At 66.2% G+C, this 23,833-nt stretch carries 17 protein-coding genes; 12 read left to right on the forward strand and 5 right to left on the reverse strand.

Annotated elements, in window-relative coordinates; all coding sequences use genetic code 11:
• Positions 1-34 precede the first annotated feature (34 nt).
• The gene (locus tag KX816_05435; protein ID QXQ07469.1) at positions 35-373 is read right to left on the reverse strand and encodes a hypothetical protein; all 339 of its coding nucleotides are present in this window, start codon (positions 371-373) and stop codon (positions 35-37) included.
• 180 nt (positions 374-553) lie between these two features.
• Positions 554-1,501: an esterase family protein gene (locus KX816_05440; GenBank protein QXQ08414.1), complete on the reverse strand. Its 948-nt coding sequence runs from the start codon at positions 1,499-1,501 to the stop codon at positions 554-556.
• 150 nt (positions 1,502-1,651) lie between these two features.
• On the opposite strand from KX816_05440, the gene KX816_05445 reads away from it, so the two are divergent.
• From KX816_05445 to KX816_05470, 6 genes are all read left to right on the forward strand, one after another.
• Positions 1,652-1,885 carry a hypothetical protein gene (locus KX816_05445; GenBank protein QXQ07470.1) on the forward strand — a complete coding sequence of 78 codons (234 nt, stop codon included), beginning with the start codon at positions 1,652-1,654 and terminating at the stop codon, positions 1,883-1,885.
• A 352-nt stretch (positions 1,886-2,237) separates the two neighbouring features.
• A complete protein-coding gene (locus tag KX816_05450) occupies positions 2,238-3,179 on the forward strand; it encodes a hydroxymethylglutaryl-CoA lyase (protein QXQ07471.1) in 942 nt (313 codons plus the stop codon).
• A gap of 10 nt (positions 3,180-3,189) precedes the next feature.
• Positions 3,190-5,238, forward strand: a complete 2,049-nt coding sequence (locus KX816_05455; protein ID QXQ07472.1) for a hydantoinase/oxoprolinase family protein — start codon at positions 3,190-3,192, stop codon at positions 5,236-5,238.
• A 10-nt stretch (positions 5,239-5,248) separates the two neighbouring features.
• A complete protein-coding gene (locus KX816_05460; protein QXQ07473.1) occupies positions 5,249-7,126 on the forward strand; it encodes a hydantoinase B/oxoprolinase family protein in 1,878 nt (625 codons plus the stop codon).
• A 4-nt stretch (positions 7,127-7,130) separates the two neighbouring features.
• A complete protein-coding gene (locus tag KX816_05465) occupies positions 7,131-8,327 on the forward strand; it encodes a CoA transferase (protein QXQ07474.1) in 1,197 nt (398 codons plus the stop codon).
• A complete protein-coding gene (locus KX816_05470) occupies positions 8,324-8,944 on the forward strand; it encodes an isochorismatase family protein (GenBank protein QXQ07475.1) in 621 nt (206 codons plus the stop codon). Before KX816_05465 ends, KX816_05470 begins: the two co-directional genes overlap by 4 nt.
• A gap of 109 nt (positions 8,945-9,053) precedes the next feature.
• On the opposite strand, the gene KX816_05475 is transcribed toward KX816_05470, so the two are convergent.
• Positions 9,054-9,713, reverse strand: a complete 660-nt coding sequence (locus tag KX816_05475) for a GntR family transcriptional regulator (protein QXQ07476.1) — start codon at positions 9,711-9,713, stop codon at positions 9,054-9,056.
• Between the two features lie 250 nt (positions 9,714-9,963).
• Between KX816_05475 and KX816_05480 the strand changes: the two genes are divergently transcribed.
• The 4 genes from KX816_05480 to KX816_05495 all read left to right on the forward strand — a co-directional run bounded on the left by KX816_05480 (position 9,964) and on the right by KX816_05495 (position 15,430).
• Positions 9,964-11,169 (forward strand): cytochrome P450, encoded by a 1,206-nt coding sequence (locus KX816_05480; GenBank protein QXQ07477.1) that lies wholly within the window; start codon positions 9,964-9,966, stop codon positions 11,167-11,169.
• Between the two features lie 6 nt (positions 11,170-11,175).
• On the forward strand, positions 11,176-11,892 hold the full coding sequence (locus KX816_05485) for a TetR/AcrR family transcriptional regulator (GenBank protein ID QXQ07478.1): 717 nt from the start codon (positions 11,176-11,178) through the stop codon (positions 11,890-11,892).
• A gap of 166 nt (positions 11,893-12,058) precedes the next feature.
• The gene (locus tag KX816_05490) at positions 12,059-14,503 is read left to right on the forward strand and encodes a TonB-dependent receptor (protein ID QXQ07479.1); all 2,445 of its coding nucleotides are present in this window, start codon (positions 12,059-12,061) and stop codon (positions 14,501-14,503) included.
• 54 nt (positions 14,504-14,557) lie between these two features.
• The gene (locus KX816_05495) at positions 14,558-15,430 is read left to right on the forward strand and encodes an SDR family oxidoreductase (protein ID QXQ07480.1); all 873 of its coding nucleotides are present in this window, start codon (positions 14,558-14,560) and stop codon (positions 15,428-15,430) included.
• Between the two features lie 40 nt (positions 15,431-15,470).
• On the opposite strand, the gene KX816_05500 is transcribed toward KX816_05495, so the two are convergent.
• Both KX816_05500 and KX816_05505 read right to left on the reverse strand, forming a co-directional pair.
• A complete protein-coding gene (locus KX816_05500; GenBank protein QXQ07481.1) occupies positions 15,471-17,870 on the reverse strand; it encodes a serine/threonine protein kinase in 2,400 nt (799 codons plus the stop codon).
• A gap of 3 nt (positions 17,871-17,873) precedes the next feature.
• Positions 17,874-18,443, reverse strand: a complete 570-nt coding sequence (locus KX816_05505; protein QXQ07482.1) for a sigma-70 family RNA polymerase sigma factor — start codon at positions 18,441-18,443, stop codon at positions 17,874-17,876.
• 202 nt (positions 18,444-18,645) lie between these two features.
• Here KX816_05505 and KX816_05510 point away from each other — a divergent pair, with 202 nt between their 5' ends.
• Both KX816_05510 and KX816_05515 read left to right on the forward strand, forming a co-directional pair.
• A complete protein-coding gene (locus tag KX816_05510; GenBank protein ID QXQ07483.1) occupies positions 18,646-23,433 on the forward strand; it encodes a choice-of-anchor D domain-containing protein in 4,788 nt (1,595 codons plus the stop codon).
• Positions 23,430-23,828 carry a hypothetical protein gene (locus KX816_05515; GenBank protein QXQ07484.1) on the forward strand — a complete coding sequence of 133 codons (399 nt, stop codon included), beginning with the start codon at positions 23,430-23,432 and terminating at the stop codon, positions 23,826-23,828. The genes KX816_05510 and KX816_05515 overlap by 4 nt, the downstream gene beginning before the upstream one ends.
• The last annotated feature ends 5 nt before the right edge of the window (positions 23,829-23,833 follow it).

Raw genomic sequence — 23,833 nt, forward strand, 5'->3', positions numbered from 1 at the left:
TCCAAGCGCCTCTGAACGTCCAGGTGGACCCCGATCAGCGCTGCTTCTTCGTCATGGTGGCCGTGAAGTCGGGGTCCTTCTTCGCTACCCAATCGACGAATTTGCGTATGGCGGGGCTGGCCAGCAGACCTTCCGCATCCATCCCGTGCCGCTCGAGTTCGGAGTTCGTAAAGTTCGCTGTCACCGTCTGCTGGCAAATCGGGTGCATGGGCACCACGTCGCGACCGCCCCGACTTTTCGGCACGGGATGGTGCCAGACGATCGTTTTGCCGGTGGGCCGTCCGCAGAGCCAACAGGGCGCCGTCGCTACTGCAGCCTCATCGTCGGAATGCGGGTCTTCATACGCGCCACGTTTCGAGTGCTTGCGGGCCATACGTCTATCCGAAGTCCGTACTCGCGCTGCCCACCGTAGGCGACGCGGCAGGCATCCCTACACCCGCAACGGGTCGATACCGAGCAGGAACGAGCGCCCAAACGTGGCAAGCAGGCTGAACAGTGCGAACGCCCACGGGCGGGTGTCGCGGATTCAGGCCGTCGGCAGGGCTCGATCCGGTCACCTGGCCGGCTGCTGATCGCGCCAGATCCAGCGAAGCACGTCGGGGAGGATCGCACCACCATCGGCATCCGAATGCGCGCCTTCGGTCCAGACATGGTTCACGTCGTAGCGGGGGCCTTTGCCTCCGTCCGCATCAGCATGAGCGTTCGCCCAGTCCAATGCCTTGAGCATCTGCTGGTTAGCGAGGAACCAGTTGCCGTGCTCGTTGTCCAGATCGCTACTTCCGTCCTGAAGGAAAATGCGCAACGGGCGGATCGGGCTTTTGCGGATGAGGCCGGGATAAGTGTCGCCGCCATAGGCGAGAGGCTTGCCGTTGGGCCCGAGCTTCAGGCCGATCGAAGTGTAGCTGCCGATAAAGCTGATGACGTTTCCGAAAGCCTCCGGATGCTGCCACGCTACCGTCCATGACGCGATTGCGCCGCTTGAGGTGCCGCCGATCGCCCGCCGCCTCGGGTCGGCTGCGAACCGCCATTTCTGCGCAACCGCCGGCAGCAACTCCTCCAACGTCATGCGGGAATAGTCTTGAGAGAGCGCGTCATATTCTTCTGACCGATGGTTCGGGTTCTGCATGCCGAGATCGTCGGGATAGCGCGCCGACAGGTTGCCCGGCGTCACGAACACGCCAAGAGTCGAGGGAATGGCGCGCTGCTCGATGAGCTTGTCGAGCAGCGCCGGGACCCCCAGTGAGCCGCCCGGATTGGTTGCACGCTGACCGTCTTGAAACACCAACAAGTTGGGCGGCTGCGACGGGTCGTAGTTCGCCGGCACGTATACCCAGTAACGGCGCACAGTGCCTGGATAGATCTGCGAATTCAGTTCAAACGGTCCCTCGAGCCGCCCCCGGAGCGCCGCGGGCTGAGGCAGAACGGTGGACGGTGGCGTCGCTCGAGGCCCCTCGGCACCGGCCCCCGTCGCCAGCAGAACCGCCAGAATCAATGCCCACATCACTGCTTCTCTCCTTCCGAGCACGCGGCCGCAGCCATCGACAACCCGCAACCGGCACCGAGGCTGGTCGTCGACCCACCGCTGCCTGGTCCGCTGTCGTTCGGCCGAGTTGTCATCCAGTACCGCGCCGAGAACCTCTGCATTGTACCCGTGTTCGGAGCAAACGCGCTCGATCTCAGCCCGCGCATCGGTCACATCCACGTCACCGTTGATGACCTGCCATGGCACTGGGCCGACGCTAGTGGCGAGCCGCTGAGCCTCAACGGCTTTCCGCCAAGGCCGCACAAGGTGCTGATCGAGCTCGACGACGCCAACCACAAGCCGTTTACCAGCGCCGTGACCGAGTTCGTCATTCCAGCACCCGTGGCTGGCGACCATCCCTGAGCGAGGCAGATCGTGCAGAGCGAAGCCATCGATTAACGCGCGGACGGCTCCAGTTCGAGAACCCGCCCTCGTTTAGCGGTCGCTTTGTAACTCCGGGGCTACAATATCGCGAGCTGAGGGTGAACCCCGACGTCGCTACACCACGCATGATTTTCCGGCACATGTTTGTATACATAGACAATCGCCTCTTAGGCCTTGGCTCAGAGGGAGATTGCGACCGAGCTCAATCCAGCCGGCAGTAAGCTTTTGTCGCTTTTCAACATCAGGGAGGACGCATCGCTTTTTTGATTGCTTCCCGGCAACGCTGTGATTATCCCTCAGAAATGTATCCAATATGTCAAACCCGTAGCCGATGAGCTTGCAAACGGTCGAGATCGTCGAGGTTGCTGCACGCGATGGGCTGCAGAACGAGAAGGTCGCTTTCTCAACGGCGCAGAAAATCGAGCTCATCCACCGGATGGTCGCGGCGGGAGCCCGGCGTCTCGAGGTCGCCAGCTTCGTGCGGGCCGACCGTGTGCCGCAGATGGCCGATGCCGAGGCGGTTATCTCCGGGGTGTCGCTGCTCAAGGGTGTGACGACGATCGGCCTGGTCATGAACAAGAAGGGTGCCTTCCGCGCGCTCGAGACCGATATCGGTGAAATCGGTGCGGTGTGCGTCGCGACCGATACGTTCGCGCAGCGCAACCAGGGCCAGACGTCGCGGGAATCGGCCGAAAGTGCGGCGGAGATCATCCGTTTCGCACGCGCCGAGGGGCGACGCGCCCAAGTGACCATCGGCGCGGCCTTCGGCTGCCCGTTCGAGGGCGAAGTCGCGATCGAGCGCGTGGTCGAGATCGCGCACCTGGTCGCCGACGCCGATCCCGTCGAGATCGCGATCGCCGACACGATTGGGGTTGCCGTGCCCACGCAGGTTTTCGAGACGGTCGCCCGCCTGCGCGCGGTACTGGGGACGATCCCGATCCGGGTCCACCTCCACAACACGCGCGGGACCGGCATCGCCAACGCCTGGGCTGCGGTCGAGGCGGGAGCGACGACGCTCGATGCCTCGGTCGGCGGTATCGGTGGTTGCCCGTTCGCGCCCAACGCGACGGGCAATATCGCGACCGAGGACCTGCTGTATATGCTCCGACGCTCCGGGATCGAGACCGGCTATGACCTCGACCGGACTCTCGACGCCTCGCGTTGGCTGGCGGGCGAGATGGGCCGCGACTTGCCGGCGCTGGTCGGTCGCGCCGGCGTATTTCCGCACGGGCTTGCCGAGCAACCCGCCCCACACCATGCAATCGCTTCGTGAAGGACCGACGATGAGCTACCGCCTGGGCGTCGATGTCGGCGGTACGTTTACCGATCTGCTGCTGTTGAACGAGGCGAACGGCGCGTTCTGGCGGCAGAAGACGCCGTCGACGCCGCACGACAGTTCGGAGGGTATCCTGATCGGCGTGCACAAGATCTGTGCCGACGCCGGGATCGCGGTCAGCGATGTCGAGGTTTTCCTGCACGGCACCACCGTCGCCACCAATGCGGTGCTGGAAGGGAAGGGCGCGCGCGTCGGCCTGATCGTCACGACCGGCTACCGGCAAGTCATGCAGATCGCCCGCTCGTTCGTGCCGGGGGGCCTGGCGGGCTGGATCGTCTGGCCGAAGCCGCAACCGATGGCGGCACTCGAGGACACCTTCGAGATCGCCGGGCGGGTCGACGCGCAGGGCAACGAGATCCGCGCGCTCGACGAGACCGAAATCCGTGCCCAACTGGTGAAACTCAAGGCGCAGGGCGTCGAGGCGCTGACCGTCAGCCTGATGAACGCCTATCTCAACGGTACGCACGAACGCCGCGTCGCTGAATTGGCCGCCGAGATCATGCCCGATGTGCCGATCTCGCTGAGCCACGTCGTGCTGCCCGAGATGCAGGAGTACGAGCGCACGCTGACCACGGTCGCCAATGCCGCGGTGCGCCCGATCGTCGGGCGTTATGTCCGCAGCCTGCGCGGCAAGCTGCGTGACGCGGGCATGTCCGGCAAGCTGTCGCTGCTGCGCTCCGATGGCGGGCTGATGACCTCGGAGAAGTCGGAGGAGCACCCGGTCTCGCTGCTGATGTCGGGTCCGGCGGGCGGTGTTACCGGCGCGATCTGGGTCGGCAAGAACAGCGGCATCCGCAATATCCTGACGCTCGACGTCGGCGGCACCTCGACCGATGTCGCGCTGATCGAGAACCTCGAGGCGCGCCGCGTCCGCACCACCGAGGTCGGCCACCTGTCAGTGCGCGCCTCTGCCCTCGACGTGAAGACGATCGGCGCTGGCGGCGGCTCGATCGCCTACGTGCCCGAGCTCACCGGCGCGCTGCGGGTCGGACCGCAGTCGGCTGGTGCGGTTCCCGGCCCCGTCGCCTACGGCAAGGGCGGCACCCTGCCGACCGTGACCGACGCCAACGTCGTGCTCGGCTATCTGCCGGAGGCGCTGCTCGGCGGCACTTTCAAGCTCGACCGGCCAGGTGCGACCAGGGCGGTCCAGACCATCGCCGACGCGCTGGGTATCGACCTGTACGCTGCCGCCCGCGGCATCATCGACATCGTCAACGAGAACATGTTCGGCGCGCTGCGCATGATCTCGGTGCAGCAGGGCTACGATCCGCGCGACTTCGCGCTGATGGGCTTCGGCGGCGCCGGCCCGCTTCACGTCAACGCGGTCGCCCGGCTGATGGGCAGCTGGCCAGCGGTCTCGCCGGTATCGCCCGGCGTGCTGTGTGCGCTCGGCGACGCGACGACGCGGATGCGGACCGAGACCGCACGCTCGTTCTCGAAGCTGGTGCCGAACACCGACCTCGCCGAACTGGAGGCGATCCTCGACGAGATGGCGGCGCAAACCCGCAAGGAACTCGAGGGCGAAGGCATCGCTCCAGCGGACGTCTCCATCACCTTCGAGATCGACCTGCGCTATTCGGGGCAGGCGTTCGAGGTGCCGATGGAAGTCACCCGCACGCAGCTTTCCGAGAACGGCATCGCGGGGCTGGTCGAGCGGTTCGACGAGGAACACCGCCGGCTGTTCACCTTTAACATGGCGAGCGCACACGAGATCGTGAATTTGCGCGCGGTCGCGATGGGCCTGGCGCTCGACCTGCCCGCCGCGAGGCTGCCGGAAGGCAATGGCGATCCCGCCGCCGCCAAGCTGCGCGACCATCAGCTGTGGATGAACGGTGCCATGCAGCCTGCGGTGATCTACGACCGCGCGAAGCTGATGGCCAAGGACGCAATCGTCGGTCCGGCAATCGTCATCGAGATGGATTCGACGACGCTGATCGAGAGTGGCTGCGTTGCCACTGTCGACCATGTCGGCAACATCCTGATCAACCAGGCTTGAGGGAAGACCGATGCCCGCACAGATCATCGAGACCAACGCGACGCCGTTCGAGAAGCTCGCGATCGACCCGGTCACCCTCGACATCATCGAGAATGCGCTGCGCAATTCGCGGGTCGAGATGGACGCAACGCTGGTGCGCACCGCGATGTCACCCGGCATTCGGGAGCAGGGCGACGCCTTCCCGCTCATCGCCGACTGCAAGGGCCGGATGATCGTCGGCCAGTTCGGTTCGTACATCGGGCCGTTCCTCGAGCGCTATTCGGGCACGCTGGAGGAGGGCGACATGATTCTGTTGTCCGACCCTTATTCGGTCGGCGGTGCGGTCAGCCACTGCAACGACTGGATGGTGCTGCTGCCAGTCTTCAAGGACGGCCGCGTCATCGCCTACACCTCGATGTTCGGGCACATGTCCGACATCGGCGGCAAGGTCGCGGGATCGATGCCGATCGACGCCACGTCGATCTTCCAGGAAGGCGTCCGCATCCCGCCGGTGAAGATCTACAAGAAGGGTGTCTACAACGAGGACGTAATCAGCCTGATCATGCACCAGACGCGGACGCCCGAGTGGTGCGCTGCCGACCTGAATGCCCTGATCGCGTCGTGCCGCGTCGCCTCGCGGCGCGTCATCGAGATGGCCGAGCGCTTCGGCGACGACGTCTTCACCTCGGCCTGCGACGAGCTGCTCGCCCGCAATCACAAGGCGATGAAGCACCTGATCGCGAACGCCATCGGCGAGACCCCGGTCAGCTTCGAAGACTACCTCTGCGACGACGGCATGGGTTACGGCCCGTACAAGATCAAATGCACGATGTGGCGCGAGAACGGGCGCGTCGTGCTCGACTTCGACGGTACCGATCCGCAGAGCCGCGCTTCGATCAATTTCCTGCTCAACGAGAACATGTTCCGGATGTTCTTCGGGATCTACATGATCATGATCTTCGATCCGCAGATCCTGTTCAACGACGGTTTCTACGACCTGATCGACGTCCGCATCCCGGAGGGCTCGCTGCTCAAGCCGAAGTTTCCGGCGGCCCTGTCCGGTCGGACCCACGCCCTGGGGCGCATCTTCGACATCCTCGGCGGGCTGCTCGGCCAGAAGACCCCCGAATTCCTGTGTGCCGCCGGTTTCTCGTCGTCGCCGCACCTGTTTTATTCGGGCACCGACCGAAAGGGCGAGTATTTCCAGCTGTTCCAGATCGCGTTCGGCGGCATCCCCGGCCGGCCGATGGGCGATGGCCCCGACGGCCACTCGCTGTGGCCGGGCTTCACCAACGTGCCCAACGAGTTCCTCGAACGCTATTTCCCGCTGGTCATCGAGCGTTACGAGACGGTCGCGGATTCGGGCGGCGCGGGGCTGCACCGTGGCGGTAATGGCATCCTGATGTCGTACCGCTTCCTCGAGCCCGGCGTCATCGCGATCCACGACGACCGCTGGTTCGTCCCGCCCTGGGGCGTCAACGGCGGCAAGCCGGGGGCGCGGGCGCGGAAGGTCCTTGAGAAAGCCGACGGCACCCAGACCATCGTCGGCAACAAGGTCGAGAATATCGAGGTCCACGCGAACGACGTGCTGCACTTCATCACCTGGGGCGGCGGCGGCTGGGGCGATCCCCTGCTGCGCGATCCGGCACTTGTCGCGAAGGAGATCGTCCAGGGCCTCGTCACGGTCGAGGGCGCTCGGTCCTACGGTGTCGTGATGGGAGCGGACGGCGCGGCCGACGCGGCCGCCACCACCGCCCTCCGCGCTGCGATGAGCGCCGCGCGCGGCCCCGCCGACCTGTTCGACTTCGGGCCGCCGATCGAGCAGTTGCGCGCCAACTGCCTCGCCGAGACCGGCCTTCCCGCCCCGATCCAGCCGTACTGGGCCGACTACGCAATGGCGGCGGAGTGATCCGATGATGGCAGAGAACACCGGCGCGCTGAAAGACATCCGCGTCATCGAAATGGGCCAGCTCATCGCCGGTCCGTTCTGCGGACAGCTGCTCGGCGACATGGGGGCCGAGGTCATCAAGGTCGAGCCTCCGAAGCAGGGCGACCCGATGCGCAACTGGGGCCACGGCGACGAGAAACTGTGGTGGGAGGTCGTCGCCCGCAACAAGAAGTCGGTTTCGGTCAACCTGCGCATTCCCGAAGGCCAGGAGATCATCCGCAAGCTGGTCGCGACCGCCGATATCCTGATCGAGAATTTCAAGCCCGGCACGCTCGAGAAATGGGGTCTCGCGCCCGACCTTCTACTCGAGATCAATCCGCGGCTGATCATCGTCCGCGTCTCCGGCTACGGCCAGTCGGGGCCGTACAGCGGGCGCGCCGGCTTCGGCGGCATCGGCGAGGCGATGGGCGGCTGGCGCTACATCGTCGGCGATCCCGACCGCGCGCCGAGCCGGATGGGCGTTTCGATCGGCGACAGCCTCGCGGCGACCTACGGCTGCATGGGGGCATTGGCCGCGCTTCATGCCCGCGAGACCACGGGCAAGGGTCAGGTCGTCGACAGCGCGCTCTACGAAGCCGTGCTGCAGGTCATGGAGAGCCTGGTGCCCGAGTATGTCGTGGCGGGCCACGTTCGCCACCGCACCGGATCGGTGCTCGAGGGTATCGCCCCGTCCAACGTCTATGCGTGTTCGGACGGCGAGTATCTGATCGGGGCGAACCAGGACGCCGTCTTCGCCCGCCTGTGCGCGGCGATGGGCCGCCCCGAGCTTTCCGCCGATCCGCGCTATGTCGACCATGTCTCGCGCGGCCGGAACCAGAAGCAACTCGACGATCTGATCGAGGCGTGGACGCGCACGCACACGATCGCGGAGGTCGAAGCGCTGATGATCGAGCACAGCGTACCCGCCGGCAAGATCTTCCGTGCCGCCGAGATGCTGGAGGACCCGCACTTCGCGGCGCGCGACTCACTGGTCGAGGTCGATTCGCCACGCTGGGGGAAGTTCAAGATGCAGAACGCGTTCCCTCGGCTATCCGACACCCCCGGCGGCATCCGCAGCCTAGCTCCAAGCGAGATCGGGCAAGACAACGAGGCGGTCTACAAGGGACTGCTCGGCATGCACGAAACCGAGATCGCGACGCTGAAGGCTGCCGGTGCGATATGAGCGACGACCGCCACGACAGCTACGCGGGCATCTTCGACGGCCACCTGCAGCCCGGCAATAAGGTCGCGTTGCTGATCGTCGATGTGGTGGTCGCCTATCTCGATCCGGCATCGCCGCTGTACGCGCATGCCGAGCCGGCCCTCGCCTCGAACGAGCGGCTGGTCGCTGCCGCGCGCGCGGGCGGCGTGGCGGTTATCTATACTAACGTCGAATACCAGGCCGGCGGCGTCGACGGCGGCTATTTTTACCGCAAGGTTCCGGCGCTGAAGGCCTTTCTCAAGGGCTCGCCACTCGGCGCCTTTCCGGCGACGCTGCAGCCGCGCGCTGACGAGATCGTCGTCACCAAGCAATATGCGTCCGCGTTCTTCGGCACCTCGCTGGCGGCGACGCTGCATGCCATCGGCGTCGATACGCTGCTGATCACCGGTTTCTCGACCTCGGGCTGCGTGCGGGCGACCACCCTCGACGCGTTGCAGAACGGCTTCGCGCCGTTCGTCGTCGCCGATGCCTGCGCCGACCGTCATCCTGGCCCGCACGAGGCGAACCTGTTCGATCTCCAGGCCAAGTACGCCGAAGTGATCGACGAAGCCCGCGCGCTCGCGATGCTGGGCGCGTAGCGGCTGGGGACCAGGATCGGACTGTCCGGCCCGGGCATTTGCCGTCAAGTTCGGCTGGCGACGGTGACATCCGCCGACCCGGCCTGAGGCCGCAGTCCGGTCACTCGCCCTATAGATACGGTGCCGGAGGGTGGGTCGCCGTGCCGAAATAGGCGTTCCGCGCGCGCCGGATGTGCGAGGTCATGATGGCCCCCGCCCAGGTCGGATCGTGCGCCTCGAAGGCTGCGATGATTTCCTCGTGATCGGTCTGGCTCTGCTCGAGCTGCTGGCGGGAATAGCGTTGCGCCGTCTGGTGGATCACGGGGACGAGGACGAGCCGGCTCATCATCGTGACCAGCAGCTCCGATCCGGTCGCCTCCAGGATGAGCCGATGGAAGACGAAATTCTCGTGGAGGAAGACATCGACGTCGGGTACCGGCAGGTCGATGCCCTTGCGGCTGGCGGCACTCGACGTCTTCAGCCGCGCGATCGTGTCATCGGTCATGACGCGGGCGGCGCGCTCGGCGACGTGCGCCTCCAGCATCGTCCGCAGCATGAACAAATCCTCGATTGCATTCGCCGACCAGTTGCTGACGAAGGTCCGGTTGCTGTCGCTGCGTGCGAGGAACATCTCGGCCTCGAGCCGCTGCATGGCGACGCGCACCGGCGTTCGCGAGACACCGCACAGCGCGGCGATGTCCTCCTCGGTCAGCTGACTGCCCGGCGCGAGCGAGCCGTCGAGAATACCGGCGCGCACGATCCGGTAGGCATGTTCACTGGATTTCGACATCCGCTTCCAGCTATCCGATCTGCGCACCGGATGCACGACCCCATCGCGCGTCGAGCCGAACCCACCTGACGCCCCATTGCGTGGTCGTCACCTGCGACCATTACCAAGGACTAAGGCAAGCGCGGGCGATCCAAATTGCTTGACAGCGCTGCGGCATTAAATAAATGTACGTCAGTTAATTCACAGGTCGGGCCTTGGGGAGGGCAGGAACGTGGGCGTCCAGATCGATGATTTTAGCTTGCTGGACCCGATGGTTCAGAGCAATCCACGCCCGTTCTATGCGCTGCTGCACGAGCAGCGCCCGGTCTATCGAATGCCCGAAACCGGAATGTTCGTCGTCTCGCGCTACGAGGATGTCCGCGCGGTGCTACGCGATACCGTCAGCTTCTCGAGCAACACCGACGTGAGCACCGGCATCAATGGCGCGTCCTATCACGTGCACGAGGCGGTGCTGGCGGAGCGCGGCTGGTCGCATGTCCAGACCCTGCAGCGCACCGACCCGCCCGAGCATGGCCGCTACCGGCGCCTGCTCGATCAGGTCTTCAACATCCACCTGGTGCGAAACCTCGAGCCGCACATCGCCGAGGTGGCCAACAGTCTGATCGACTCGTTCATCGCCCGTGGCACAGGCGAGTTCGTCTCGGAATTCGCGTTGCCGTTGCCGGGCATCATCATCGCCGAGCAGCTTGGGCTGGACCGCGACCGCGTGCCGACTTTCAAGAGCTGGGCCGACGCCATCCTAGCACCCGCTATGGTGCCGATGAACGAGGCCGAGCTGCGCGCAACCGCCGAGATCGAGCTCGAGATGCAGCATTTCCTCGCGGACATGTTCGAGAGCCGGCGCCGCGAGCCGAAGCCCGACATCATCTCGGCACTCGTCAACGCCCGCATCGAGGGCGAGGCGCCGCTGTCGATGCACGAGCTCCAGAACCTGATGCACCAGCTCATCTCGGGCGGCTACGATACGACGATCAGTGCGTTGGCGAACGGCCTCTGGCTGCTGCTGCGGTTTCCCGAACAGCTGGAGAAGCTGCGAGCCCGGCCGGAATTGATCAAGGGTTTCGTCGAGGAGGCGTTGCGCTACGAGAGCCCGGTCCAGGGCCTCGTCCGCCGGGCAACGCGCGATGTCGAGCTGCATGGCTGCGTGATCCCGCGGGAATCGGTCGTGATCGTCCGCTACGGCGCGGCAAACCACGATCCGGCCAAGTTTCCCTGCCCGCATCAGTTCGATATCGAGCGCAAGAACGCCAGTGCGCACATGGCGTTCGGCAACGGCGTGCATTTCTGCGTCGGGCAACTGCTGGCCAAGCAGGAGCTCGTCACCGGCTTCGGTATCCTGCTCGACCGGCTCGCCGATATCGAGCTGGCCGCGCCGCTGCCCGATCCGCCACATCATCCGAGCCTGCTGCTGCACCCGATGAAGGAACTGCAGATCCGGTTCCGGGCGGCGCGGTAGCCGCTGGTGGCAAAACGTACAGCGTCCGAACACCGGACCATCCTCAAGCGCAAGTCGCCGGGCCGACCGGTAGGCACCACGGGTGCGGCGACCCGCGAGCGCATCCTGCAGACCTCGGCGTCGATGTTCGCGCTGCATGGCCTGCAGAACGTCAGCCTCGCGGAGATCGCGGGCGCGTGCGGGATGACGGCGCCGGCGATCTACAATCACTTTGCGTCGAAGGACGTCATCTTCATCGAAGTCGTGCGCACGATGTACGACGAGATCCTGCTGGCCTTCGTCGAGGCACTCGACAACGACCTCGGGCTGAACGCCTCGCTCGACCGCGTGCTCGATACCTGCCTCGAGATCTACCGCGAGGACCAGGTGCTGGCGCGCCTGGGGCAGGAGGCAACGCTGCTGGCGGCACGTTCGCCGGGGCATTATCCCGAGTTCCAGGAGCTGAAGAGCAAGTTGCAGGCGCTGTTCACGGCGGCGGTGGCGCGCGGCGTCAAGTGGGGCGAACTTTGCGCTTATACCGACATTGAGGAAACCGGTGCGATCCTACACCACCTCATCCTCGGGGGTATCAGCAGCCGCTCGCTGGCGGCACCATCGGAGGCCCAGTTCCGCCGGACCATCGAGGCGTTCCGTCGCCTGATGATACGGCGGCCAGCCCAAGACGCCAGGTTGAAGGACGGACCGGCCGCGCTTTCGGTCGTCCCCCGGTCCAACATCTCGTGATCGGCATCGTGTCAAGCAAGAAGGGTAATGCGTACTGACCTAGCAATAGTGCCATGTTGACACTGACAGGCAGCGCAGCCCAACATCGGCAGCAACGCTGTATAAAACAGTTCAAGCAGCAAGCAGACTGCTGAATAAAAACGCGGCCAATTGGGGAGGAACCGACATGAACGAGCGGGTCTCAAAGTGCGTTCGTGCGACGTTACTGGCAGGAACGACCGCTGTTCTATGGGCGACAGCCGGTTATGCGCAAGATGCGCCGGCATCCAGCCAAAGTAGTGGCGCGGCCACGCCCCTCGGCCCGACAGCACCCGCCCCGGCGCTCCGCGATACGCCGTCCGACGCCCAGCCCGACATCATCGTCACCGCCCGTAACCGCCGTGAGCGCCTGATCGACGTGCCCGTCGCGGCGACGGTGCTGACCGCGCAGGCGCTGAGCCGCGCCTCGGCCGTCCAGATCGCGGAGATCGCGAAGCAGGTTCCCCAGCTCGAGATCAACATCGCGGGCGCCGGCACCGGTGCCAACGTCTCGATCCGCGGCGTCGGCTCGTCTTCGATCGATGCGGGCGTCGACCAGCCGGTGTCGCTGGTCATCGACGGCGTCGGCACCAGCCGCGGCCGCCTGATCTTCCTCGGGCTGTTCGACGTCCAGTCGGTCGAGGCGCTCAAGGGCCCGCAAGCCCTGTTCTTCGGCAAGAACAGCCCCGCCGGCGTGCTGTCGCTGACCACCACCAGCCCGGGCACGGAGTTCGGCGGCTATGCCAAGGCGAGCTACAACTTCGACGACCACTCCCGGTATCTGGAAGGTGCGGTGTCGATCCCGCTGAGCGAGACCTTCGCAGTCCGCGTCGCCGGCCGGGTGCTCGACTCGCGCGGCTACCTGCTCAACACGGCGGTTTCCCAGCCCGATCCACTGACCCGGGCCCCCGATGGTTCGGCAGTGGTGACGCGCCCGGCGAGCCGCTATCAGGGCCAGGCCTCCGGCGAGATTGGCCGCCTTACCGCCAACTGGCACCCGACCGAGCAGTTCGATGCGACGCTGAAGTTCACCGGCGCGCACCAGCACGGCAGCGGCGCCGCCGGACAGTCGACCATCGTCGCCTGCGCGCCGGGAGCGACGCGGCCCTCGCTCGTCCTCGGCCCACTGGTGCTGACCGATCCGACCGGCACCTGCAAACCCGACTTCAAGGTCTCGATCGCCGACTTGCCGCTGCCGAACATGATTCCGCTGAGCAAGACCGGGCGGGCCTTCGACGATTCGACCACGTACATCACATCGCTGAACATGAACTACCGTCTCGACGACATCACGCTGACGTCGATCACTGGCTACATCAACTTCAACTATGCCAACGCCGGCAACTTCGATTACCAGTCGTATGGCGTACTCTGGGGCGCACTGACCGACAGCCTGAAGAGCTATTCGCAGGAGCTGCGTGCGTCATCCAGCTTCCACGGTCCGTTCAACTTTACCGGCGGGCTCCTGTACGAGCACACCGACCGGGTGTTCAGCCAGGACATCAAGGTTCCGGGGTTCACCGCGATCGACGGCCGCTACGACAATGCCTTCTCGGTCGACCCGACCAAGGGCAACACCTACTCCGCCTATCTGCAGCTGCGCTATAATATCCTGTCCAACCTCGAGCTGGCGGGCGGCGCGCGCTATACCCACGAGGTCAAGACGGGGTCGCTCCAGGACATTTACCTGCGCCCGGGCAACGTCAACAACCTGCCAGTCGGCAAGATCATCCACGCCCGCGTCTCGAACGACAATGTCTCACCCGAAGTCACGCTGAGTTGGCACCCAGTCCCGAATTCGACGCTTTACGGAGCTTACAAGACGGGCTTCCTGTCGGGCGGCATCTCGAACCCCGGCCAGATCAACAAGACCGCGACCCCCGACCTGCTCACCTTCCGGCCGGTCAAGGTCAAGGGCGGCGAGATCGGCGCCAAGGGCTCCTTCCTCGGCAGCAAGCTGACGGTCAGCAGCGCTGCCTACATCTACGACTACACCGACCTGCAAGTGATCTCGTTCGAACCGACGACCTTCAGCTACACGACCAAGAATGCCGCCAGCGCCCGGGTCAAGGGCATCGAGGTGCAGGCGAACTACCGCATGGACAGCAATTTCTCGCTGCGCGGCGCGATCAGCTACAATCACGGTCGCTACACCAAGTTTCCGAACGGCCAGTGCTACGCCGGCCAGACCGTGGCGCTTGGCTGCTCGGGCGGCGTACAGGACCTGTCGGGTACGCCGATCGGAGTGTCGCCCGACTGGGCCGGCAATCTCGGCCTGACCTACGACCGGGCGTTGTTCGGCGAGGTCCACGGGATGTTCTCGATCGACGGCTACTACCGGGGCAAATACGACTTTACGGCGGCCAATACCTATCGGCCGACGGCGATCCAGGACGGGCAGGTGCGCGTCGACGCGTCGGTCCGGCTGTATCAGCCGAACAAGGGCTTCGAGCTGGCCCTGCTGGCGCGCAACCTGACCAACCGGCTCACGATCCTGTCCGGAAGCGATACCCCGGCGGGGGCGCCCGGCCAGCTGAGCGGCACGCTGGCCCGCGGCCGCGAGGTGCTGGTCGAGGCATCCTACCGCTTCTGAGTTGTCGTACGCGACCCTGCAGCCGTGGCGGCTGGCTTTTTACCGGAGATTTTCATGCCCAATTCCACCGACACTTCGACTGTTCCCAACGGCGCCGGGGGAGGGCGGGCGGGTCGCCTTGCCGGCAAGGTCGCGATCGTCACCGGCGGCTCGAAGGGCCTCGGCGCCGCCGATGCGCGACTGTTCGTTGCCGAGGGTGCGACGGTCGTCATCGCCGACGTCGATGTCGGCATGGGGGAGGCGCTCGCCGCCGAACTCGGGTCGGCCGCGACCTTCATGCGCCTCGACGTTCGCAACGAAGCCGAATGGCAGGTGCTGGTCGCCGCCGTCGTCGAGAAGCACGGCCGCCTCGACGTGCTGGTCAACAACGCCGGCGTCGTCGAGATGCACTCGCCCGAGACGATCGAGGAGGTCGACCTGCGCTTCGTCATGGCGGTCAGCGTCGATGGCACGGTCTGGGGCTGCAAGTATGCGATCCCGGCGATGAAAGCGTCCGGCGGTGGCTCGATCGTCAACATGGCGTCGATCGCCTCGGTCCAGGGCGAGCCCTATGTCGCCGCGTATTGCGCCGCCAAGGGCGCGGTCGAGGCGTATACCCGCGCCGTCGCGGTCCACTGCGCGCAGGGGCGCTACAACATCCGCTGCAATTCGGTCCACCCATCGGGGATCGACACGCCGATGGTGCGCTCGGTGCCCGGCAAGATGGCGGCGAGCAACCTGCCGACACTGGTCGAACAGGCGTCGGGGGCCGGCCTCAATCCGCTCGGCGAGCCGGTCGACATCGCCAACCTCGTGCTGTTCCTCGCCTCGGACGAATCCCGGTTCATCAGCGGGCAGGCGATGGTCGTCGACAACACCGCCTCGATCACCGAGGGGATCGTTCCCGGCGGCCGGGCCAGCACGATGGCCGCGCCAAGCGGGGGCTGATGAAGACCGGTTGAAGGACCTTGAGCCGCGTTCCAGCGTCCTAGACCGGCTTGTTACCGAACCCGGCACGCCGACAGACATCGAGCCGACTCTTGACGATCTTCAGCTCGTCGGCGGTGTCGAAACCGAGCACGCCGTGTCGCCGCGCTAGCTGCCCCCAGAGCATCGAGGCCTGGGTAAAGATCGCGCACGCCCGGGCGCGCTGTCCGTCGGCATAGTAGATTTCCCCGAGCGGGCGCATGCTGACCGGGATCGACCGGGCCGCTTCGAAATCATCGGGGGCAGCGGCCGCCACCTGGCGATACGATTGCGATGCCGCCTCGGCTTCGGCGATCGCTTCGGGATAGCGGTGCAGCGAGGCCAGCGTTGCGGCCCGCTGCATGTGAAGAATGTTGTCGATGTGCCGGGCCCGCGGGCTTTTCTCGAAGGCCAGCATCAGGTCCGCAGCGACGATGCCGCGCTCGATCGCCGGCAACCCTTCGACGGGACGGTTCAGGTCGTCGAGCAGGCTGCCGATGCTATAGTCAGCCCAGGCGAGCCGCTCGAGCAGGCGGACGTCGGGGTTGGCGTTGGCGGGCTGCCGCAGCGCCAGGTCTGCGGCGCGGTATTCGGGCAGCGAGGCGAGTTTCGCTCCGAGGTAATATTTGGCGTCGCCGCGCAGTATGTAGGCGTTGCCCAGCGCCAGCGCGGTTTCGACCGGGTCGGCGCCGGACGGCATGGTGCGCAGGTCGGCAAACGACACCGCAAGCGGACGCTCCATGTCGGCGAAGCGCGCTTGGTAGTCGTAGAGATTGGCGAGCCCGCTCGAACACCGGATCCGTGCCAGCCGGGCGGCCGGGTCACGGGGCAGGCGGGCGACGGCCCGTCCGGCCAGCACGCAGGCCTGTTTGAACAATTGCTCGCCGAGCGCAGGATTATTGTCGGTGACGTGGACGATCGCGGCGTGCGTCGACAACGCCTGCGACAGCGCCAGCATGATGTCGGGGCGGTCGCCGGTTTCGGCCAGCATGGTGCGCATACCCGTCTCGGCGCGGATCAGGTCGCGCTTGGCGGCGCGGGGATTGCCGAGGTTCTGGACGCTTGGCTGGCCGAGGATCTGCGCCGTCGTCGCATAGCCGCGCGCGACCTCGAGGCGCATGTCGAGTGGTGCCCCCTTCACCCGGCTCAGCGTCTCCAGGTACGTTCGGCCGCGCCTGGCGAGATCGTTGCGAAGCTGCGAGGTGCCGGGAAAGTGCTGAAGCTGTCCGGTGACATCGGTGAGCAGGTACGACGCGAGCTGCCGCACCTCGGCGAAACGCTGCTCGGCCAGCCGCCGCTCATGCTCGGCGCGAACGTACAAGGTGGTCGTCACCGCGACCGCGGCAATCAGCGACAGCAGCGCCAGCGCCGCGATGCCGACCCCGAGCCAGTTACGGCGGACGAACATCGCAGCGGTCCGCGACGGAGTCGACCGCAACGCCGACACCGGGCGGCCGTTCAACCAGCGCTCGAGGTCCCCAGAGAGCGCGCTCGCGGTCCCGTAGCGCTCCGCCGGATCGACGGCGGTGGCGCGCGCGACCACGGCGGCAAGCTCGGCGGGAAGCGGCGTGCCGTCATCGAGCAGTGTCGCCGCCATCCGGCCCAGCGAGAACACGTCGTCGGCCGGTGTCGCCTGCAACCCGGCCGCCTGCTGCGGACTTGCGAACGCCGGAGTCTGTGCCCGCGCGGTGGTCGGCAACGGCTCGTCGCGGCTCTCGGTCAGGCTGAGGTCGATCATCCGGGCAATGCCGAAATCGAGCAGCTTGACCCCGTAGCGGTCGTCGATGACGACGTTGTTCGGCTTGATGTCGGCGTGGACGATCAGGTGCTGGTGGGCGAACTGCATGGCATCGCAGACATCGCGGAGCAGGGTCATCCGCTGCCGCGCATCGAGGTTCAGGGCATCGCAATGGGCGGTGATCGAGCGGCCCTCGATCAACTCCATGACGATGTAGGACTCGCCGCTCGTGGTGACGCCGCCGTCGAACAGTTGCGCGATATGGGGATGACGGAGGCGCGCGAGGATCTGCCGTTCGCTCGCGAACTGGGCCGCGGCAGTGCCGCTGAACAGGCTGCGGCGGATGAGCTTTATGGCGACCGTCTGGGTGAAGACGCCGTCGTCGCGCTCACCGCGAAACACCAGCCCCATGCCGCCGTGGCCGATCGGCTCGGTCAGGCGGTAGACGCCGACACGATCGGGCGGTGGCTGCGCAAAGACCTTGTCAACCGGTGCGGGCGGTTCGGTCGGCAGCATCGGCCGGTGCGCCTCGGTGCCGATCAGCCGGCGGACCGTAGCCAGGAGTGTCGGGCGGTCAACCAGTTGCCGCTCGAGGTCGGCGTCACGCGTTGTCGGTGGCAGGTCGAGCCATTCCGAAAACAGGTCGAGTGCCTCGCGCTGGACGGCGTCCTGCTCAGCGGACACCGATCAGTCGTCGCCGTCGAGCGCTGCAATCAGCCAGGCGCGCGCCGTTCGCCAGCGCCGCTCGGTGGTGCTCACCGAATTGTTCATCGCGACCGCGATCTCGGTCATCGTCAGTCCGGCATAGAAGCGCAGTTCGACGACACGTGCCCGGTCGGGGTCAAAGGCGAACAGGCGCTCCAGTGCATCATCGAACACGTCGAGCGGAAAGCTGCGGTGCTGGCCCTTGTCGATCCACTCGGTCATGATTTCAGGGGTCGACCGTTTCGCCGCGCGAAAATGCCTGACCTCGTCGATCAGCGCCTGCCGCATCACGCGCGCCGACATCGCGAGGAAATGCGCACGGTCCTTCCAGACGATCTGGTCGAGGCTCATCATGCGCAGCGCCGCCTCGTGGGCCAGGTCGGTCGGCTGGATCTGCAGCTGGGCACCGTCGCTGCGCAGGACCCGCTGCGCGATCGTCCGGATTTCACCGTAGCACACCGCGAGCAACGCCTCATGGGGTGCGCCGATGCGCGGCACGCCTGGCCTGCCTGGCGCGGCGGCGATATCGGTCATCAACATACGAATACTCAACCCCCACTCATCGACCTGCCACCTGGCCGACACGAACCGGACTCGAAGACCTGGGGACGTGTTTATCCGACCCGCCTCCGACCGCAAATTAATTTCTCGGGCGTGAAGGGTTAATCGGCGGGATTACGCCTTTGTTATTGAAGCAGTCGTGAAATTGAGTTGGGGGCACTCCGACCAGTGCGGCGGCAACAGGAGTATCGCCGTGTATATCGACCTGAAAAGCCTGCGCTTCGGAGCGTCCGCACTTGTCATTGGAGTGCTCCTGACCCCGGTCACCGCCCAGGCTGGCGTCTGCGACTGGGCCGGCGGCAGCGGCCTGTGGAGCGATATCGTCAACTGGAGTTGCGGCAACCAGCCCGGCAGCGGCGATGCTGCTGTTGTTAGCGCGCCCGGTTCGAACGTCACCCTGCTCAGCCTGAACGCAAGCGCCGGCACGCTCGCGGTCGGGGCCGGCAACTCGGTGGCCATCAACAACACGTTCCTGACGATCTACAACAATGCGATCACCAACAACGGCGTCGTGACGCTGACGAACAATTCGCAGCTCCGCTCGGGGGCGGGGATCGTCACTATCTCAGGCGGCGGCAGCGTGGTGCTCGACAGCAGCGCCGGTTACGCACGGATCGGCGACGGCGGCGGCGGTTTCATCTTCGGTGCCGGCCAGGCAATCCGTGGTTCGGGCAATATCGGCGTCAACCAGGCGTCGTTCACCAATAATGGGCTGGTCTCGGCCGATGTCGCGAACGGCGTCATCGATATCGACGCGGTCGCCGGCAGCGCGGGGCTGGGCGGCGCGGGTGTCGGGACCGGCGGCAATGCCGGCCTCTACAACACCGGTACCTTGCAAGCGGCAAACGGCAGCACGCTGGCGCTCGAGGGTGGTCTTTACGAGAACGCCGCGACCGGCGTCATCCAGGCGTTGGCCGGCTCGTTCGTATCGCTCGCCAGCGATTCCCGGGTAGTCGGGGGGACGCTGAAATCGGTCGGCACCGGGGTCGTCAACGCGCACGACACCATCCAGTATCTGAATTCGGTGACGCTCGCCTCGGGCAGCAAGCTCGATGTCAGCAACGACTTTGTCTACCTGAACACCGCGCTGACCAACAACGGCACCGTCACGCTGACCAACAATTCACAGCTGCGCAGCGAGGCGGCAACGCTGGCGATCGGCGGCACCGGTACGATCGTTCTCAACGACACCGCCGGCTATGCCCGCATTGGCGACGGCGGCGGCATCTGGACGCTGGGCACCGGGCAGACGGTGCGCGGCTCGGGCCAGATCGGCGTCAACCAGGCGTCGTTCACCAACAACGGCATTATCGCCGCCGATGTTTCGGGCCGGACGATCGACATCGATGCGGCAGGCGGCAACGGCGGCATCAGCGGCGGTCTCGGAGCCGACGGCGCCGCGGGCTTCCTGAATGCGAGCGTCATCCGCGCAACCGGCGGCGGTATCGTCTTCTTCGAAAGCGGCCAGTACGACAACCGCCCGGGTACGATCTCGGCGACCGGCGGTTCGGTGATCGGACTCGGTTCGGACTCGCGCATCGTCGGCGGCACGATCGCGGCGGACACGACCAGCGTCGTCAACGCGCACGATACCATCCAGTATCTGAATTCGGTGACGCTTGCCTCGGGCAGCAAGCTCGATGTCAGCAACGACTTCCTCTATTTGAACACCGCGCTGACCAACAACGGCACCGTCACGCTGACCAACAATTCACAGCTGCGCAGCGAGACCGGGACACTGGCCATCGCCGGTACCGGCACGATCGCCCTCGACGACATCGCCGGCTATGCGCATCTCGGCGATGGCGGCGGGATCTGGACACTCGGTACCGGCCAGACCGTACGCGGCTCGGGCAGTATCGGTGTCAACCAGGCGTCGTTCACCAGCAACGGGCTGATATCCGCCGATGTCGCAACGCGCGGGATCGACATCGACGCAGCCGGCGGCAACGGCGGGCTGAGCGGCGCGGGCGTCGGCACCGGCGGCAACGCGGGCTTCTACAATGCCGCGACCCTGCAGGCGACGAACGGCAGCACCTTGTCGTTCGAGAGCGGTCTTTACGAGAATGCCGTGGCGGGCCTGATCCAGGCTCTAGCCGGCTCGACCGTGTCGCTGAACGCCGACTCGCGGATCGTCGGAGGGACACTCAAGTCCGTCGGCACCGGCGTTATCACGGCGCACGGCACCACCCAGTATCTGAGCTCGGTAACACTTGCGTCGGGCAGCAAGCTCGATGTCAACAACGACTTCCTCTACGTGAACGCCGCCCTGACCAACGGCGGCACGGTCACGCTGGCTAATAATTCGCAGCTTCGAAACGAGACCGGTACGCTGGCGATCGGTGGTACCGGAACCATCGTCCTCGACAACAGCGCCGGCTATGCACGGTTTGGCGATGGCGGCGGGACGTGGACATTCGGCGCTGGCCAGACGGTGCGCGGCTCGGGGCAGATCGGCATCAATCAAGCGGTGTTCGTCAACAACGGCGTGATCTCGGCGGACGTCGCGGCGGGGGGCATCGACATCGATGTCGCTGGTGGCAACGCCGGCCTCAACGGCGCGGGCGTCGGCACCGGCAGCAACGCAGGCTTCTACAACAATGGCACCGTGCAGGCCGCGGGCGGCAGCGCACTGGCGCTCGAAAGCGGCCTCTACGAGAACAGCGTCATCGGCACGTTCAAGGCCGTCGGCGCGGGCAGCAGTTTCATCATGAACGCCGACGCCAGCCTGGCCAACCTGCAGGCCGGCGGCGTCCTCGACAAGGGCAGCTACACCTCGTCGACAAGCGGCGCGGCGAGCGTCCTCAACCTGCGCAGCAATGCCTCCGACACCGTCGCGGTGATCGGCAGCGGCGCCGGCTCGACCGATACGGTCGTCACCCTCGACGGCGTCAACTCGACGTTCAGCGTCGTCGGCTTCAGCACTGGCGTCGTGACTTCCATCGACGCCAGCCTGAGCAAGGTCGCGGCTTCGGGGCAGCTCAACCTAAGCGGTGGCCGGGTGCTCAACATCGTCGCGAACGGCGGGGCCTTCACCAACGACGGCGTCGTCCAGCTTGGCGGGGGCACCATCGGCGCAGGCAGCTACACCAACACCGGCATCACCCGCGGCAACGGCGCGGTGACGGTCGCGATGACCAACAGCGGCACGGTAACGGCGGTCGGTGGCGTACTGGAAACCCGTGCAATCAACGGCCCAGGCGCCATCGGCTCGACCGCGGGCGCGACCCTCGACCTGTCGGCGGCAACCGCGAGTTCGACCGCCGGCACACTGAGCAACGCCGGCAACCTCGCGATCGGGACCCACAACGTCACGGTCACCAGCGACTACACCAACGCTTCGTTCGGCTCGGGCAATGCGTTCGACAATCACGCGAATGTCAGCGGCTCGGGCCTGATCCTCGCCGCCAGCGCGACGATGGACCTGTCGGGTTCGGGCCTGAGCGGCAACACGCTGAATGTCGGCAGCGTCCGCACCGGCGGCTCCAGCTCGACCAACCTGACGATCACCAACAACGGTGTCTCGACCAATCTGATCGGCGCGGTGCAGAACGGCAATGCCCCCAGCGTCGCGCTGAGCGTCACCGACTTCACCGCGGCACATGGCGGTGGCACGGCGGTCATCGGGATCAGCTACACCGGCCTGCTGGCGGGTTCGCTGGCCGGGCAGACGATCAAGGTCGTCAACAACTTCGACAACGTCGCGAGCAAGACGTTGAACCTCGCAGGCAATGTCTACCAGGTCGCGCAGGCGGGCGCATTGCCGGCCTCGGTAGCGCTCGGCGCACGTCGCGTCGGTGACGCCGCGGCGACCAGCACGCTGACCATCGCCAACACCGCGCCGGTGACGCCGGGCTTCAACGAGAAGCTCGCGACTTCGGCCAGTGTCGGCGGCGGGTTCAAGCTCGACGGCGGGTCGGCGGTCAATGTCCCGGGCATCGCCGCAGGCTCGACGGCGGCGGTAGCGCTGTCCCACGGCACCACGGTGGCGGGTAGCTTTACCGGCAACGTCGCGGTCGGCAACACCTCGCTGGCGGTTGCGGGCAGCGGCCTGTCCGATCTCGCGCTCGCCGGCCAGTCGGTCGCGGTGTCGAGCAACGTCTATGCCGCGGCCGTCGCGCAGGTCGGCAGCACCACGGTCAACTTCGGCACGGTCCGCCAGAACGGCACCGCCGCGCCGGTCCTGGTCTCGGTCGGCAACGGCGCGACCGGCGCCTTGACCGACACGCTGGTCACGACCTTGAGCGGGCTGCCGAGCAACGTCTCGGCGAGCGCGCCGGCACCGCTCGCCGCCGGAGCCTCGACCAACGTCGCCTTCACCCTGAACACCGCTACGGCCGGCATCGTCGGGGGCAGCGGCGCGCTCGGTTTCGCGTCGCACGACAGCGAGCTCGCCGACCTCGCCCTCGGCTCGCAGAGCGTCGCCTTCTCCGGCACGGTCACCCAGCTGGCGCAGGCAGCGCTGTTCAAGAGTTCCGGGGTCGGGACGTTCGCCGGGACCGGGACCAGCTACACCCTGAACCTAGGTTCGCTGGCCAGCGGCTCGGGGAGCTACACGACCGACCTCGGCGTCACCAACACCAATGCCGGGCTGGCGTTCTCCGAGCTTCTCGGCGGTGCGTTTACGCTGAGCGCCTCGAACGGCTTCGGCTTCACCGGGGTCAGCTTCAGCGGGCTGGCGGGTGGCATGTCGCTCGCCGGGGACGTGCTCGACTTCGACACCGCCGGGCTGGCGGCGGGCAGCTACAGCCAGAGCATCACGCTTAACGCCTTCAGTCAGTTCGCCGGCCTCGGCGACTATCTTCTCGGGCCGATCACCATCAACATCTCCGCGCTGGTGACCGGCGGCGGCGGTGGCGGAGGGGGCGGGGGCACGGTCCCCGAGCCGGCGGCGTGGGCGATGATGCTGGTCGGCTTCGGTGTCATCGGCAGCGGCATGCGACGTCGCCGCAACAGCGCTATCCTCAAGGGTGCAGCATGATCAAGCCACTCACCATGGTCGCGCCGGCGTTGATGCCCGACACCGAGACGACCGGCAGCACCAGGATGGACCGGAAGAGGCCTGATCGGATCGGCCAGCTCGGCGCGGTGCTGGGTGCCCTCGCGTTGGCACTTTCGGTCGCCACGGTGTTGCAGGCGAGCAGCAACGGCGATCTGCAGGCCGCGGCAGTGCAGGGCCAGGCGCAGGTCGCCAAGGGCCGTGCCCTCGCCAGTGTCGACAACGAACTCGTCGGGCTCCTCGCCAAGGCCGCCGCTGAAAACCATGACGATTCGATCCGGGCCCTGCTGGCGCAGAACGGCGTGACCTTCCGAGCCGGTCCGGCACCCACGACACCGCTGCCGCCCGCCGCGCCGACCTCCAGCGCCACGAACTGAGGACC

This window comes from Sphingosinicellaceae bacterium (assembly GCA_019285715.1).
GTDB lineage: Bacteria > Pseudomonadota > Alphaproteobacteria > Sphingomonadales > Sphingomonadaceae > Glacieibacterium.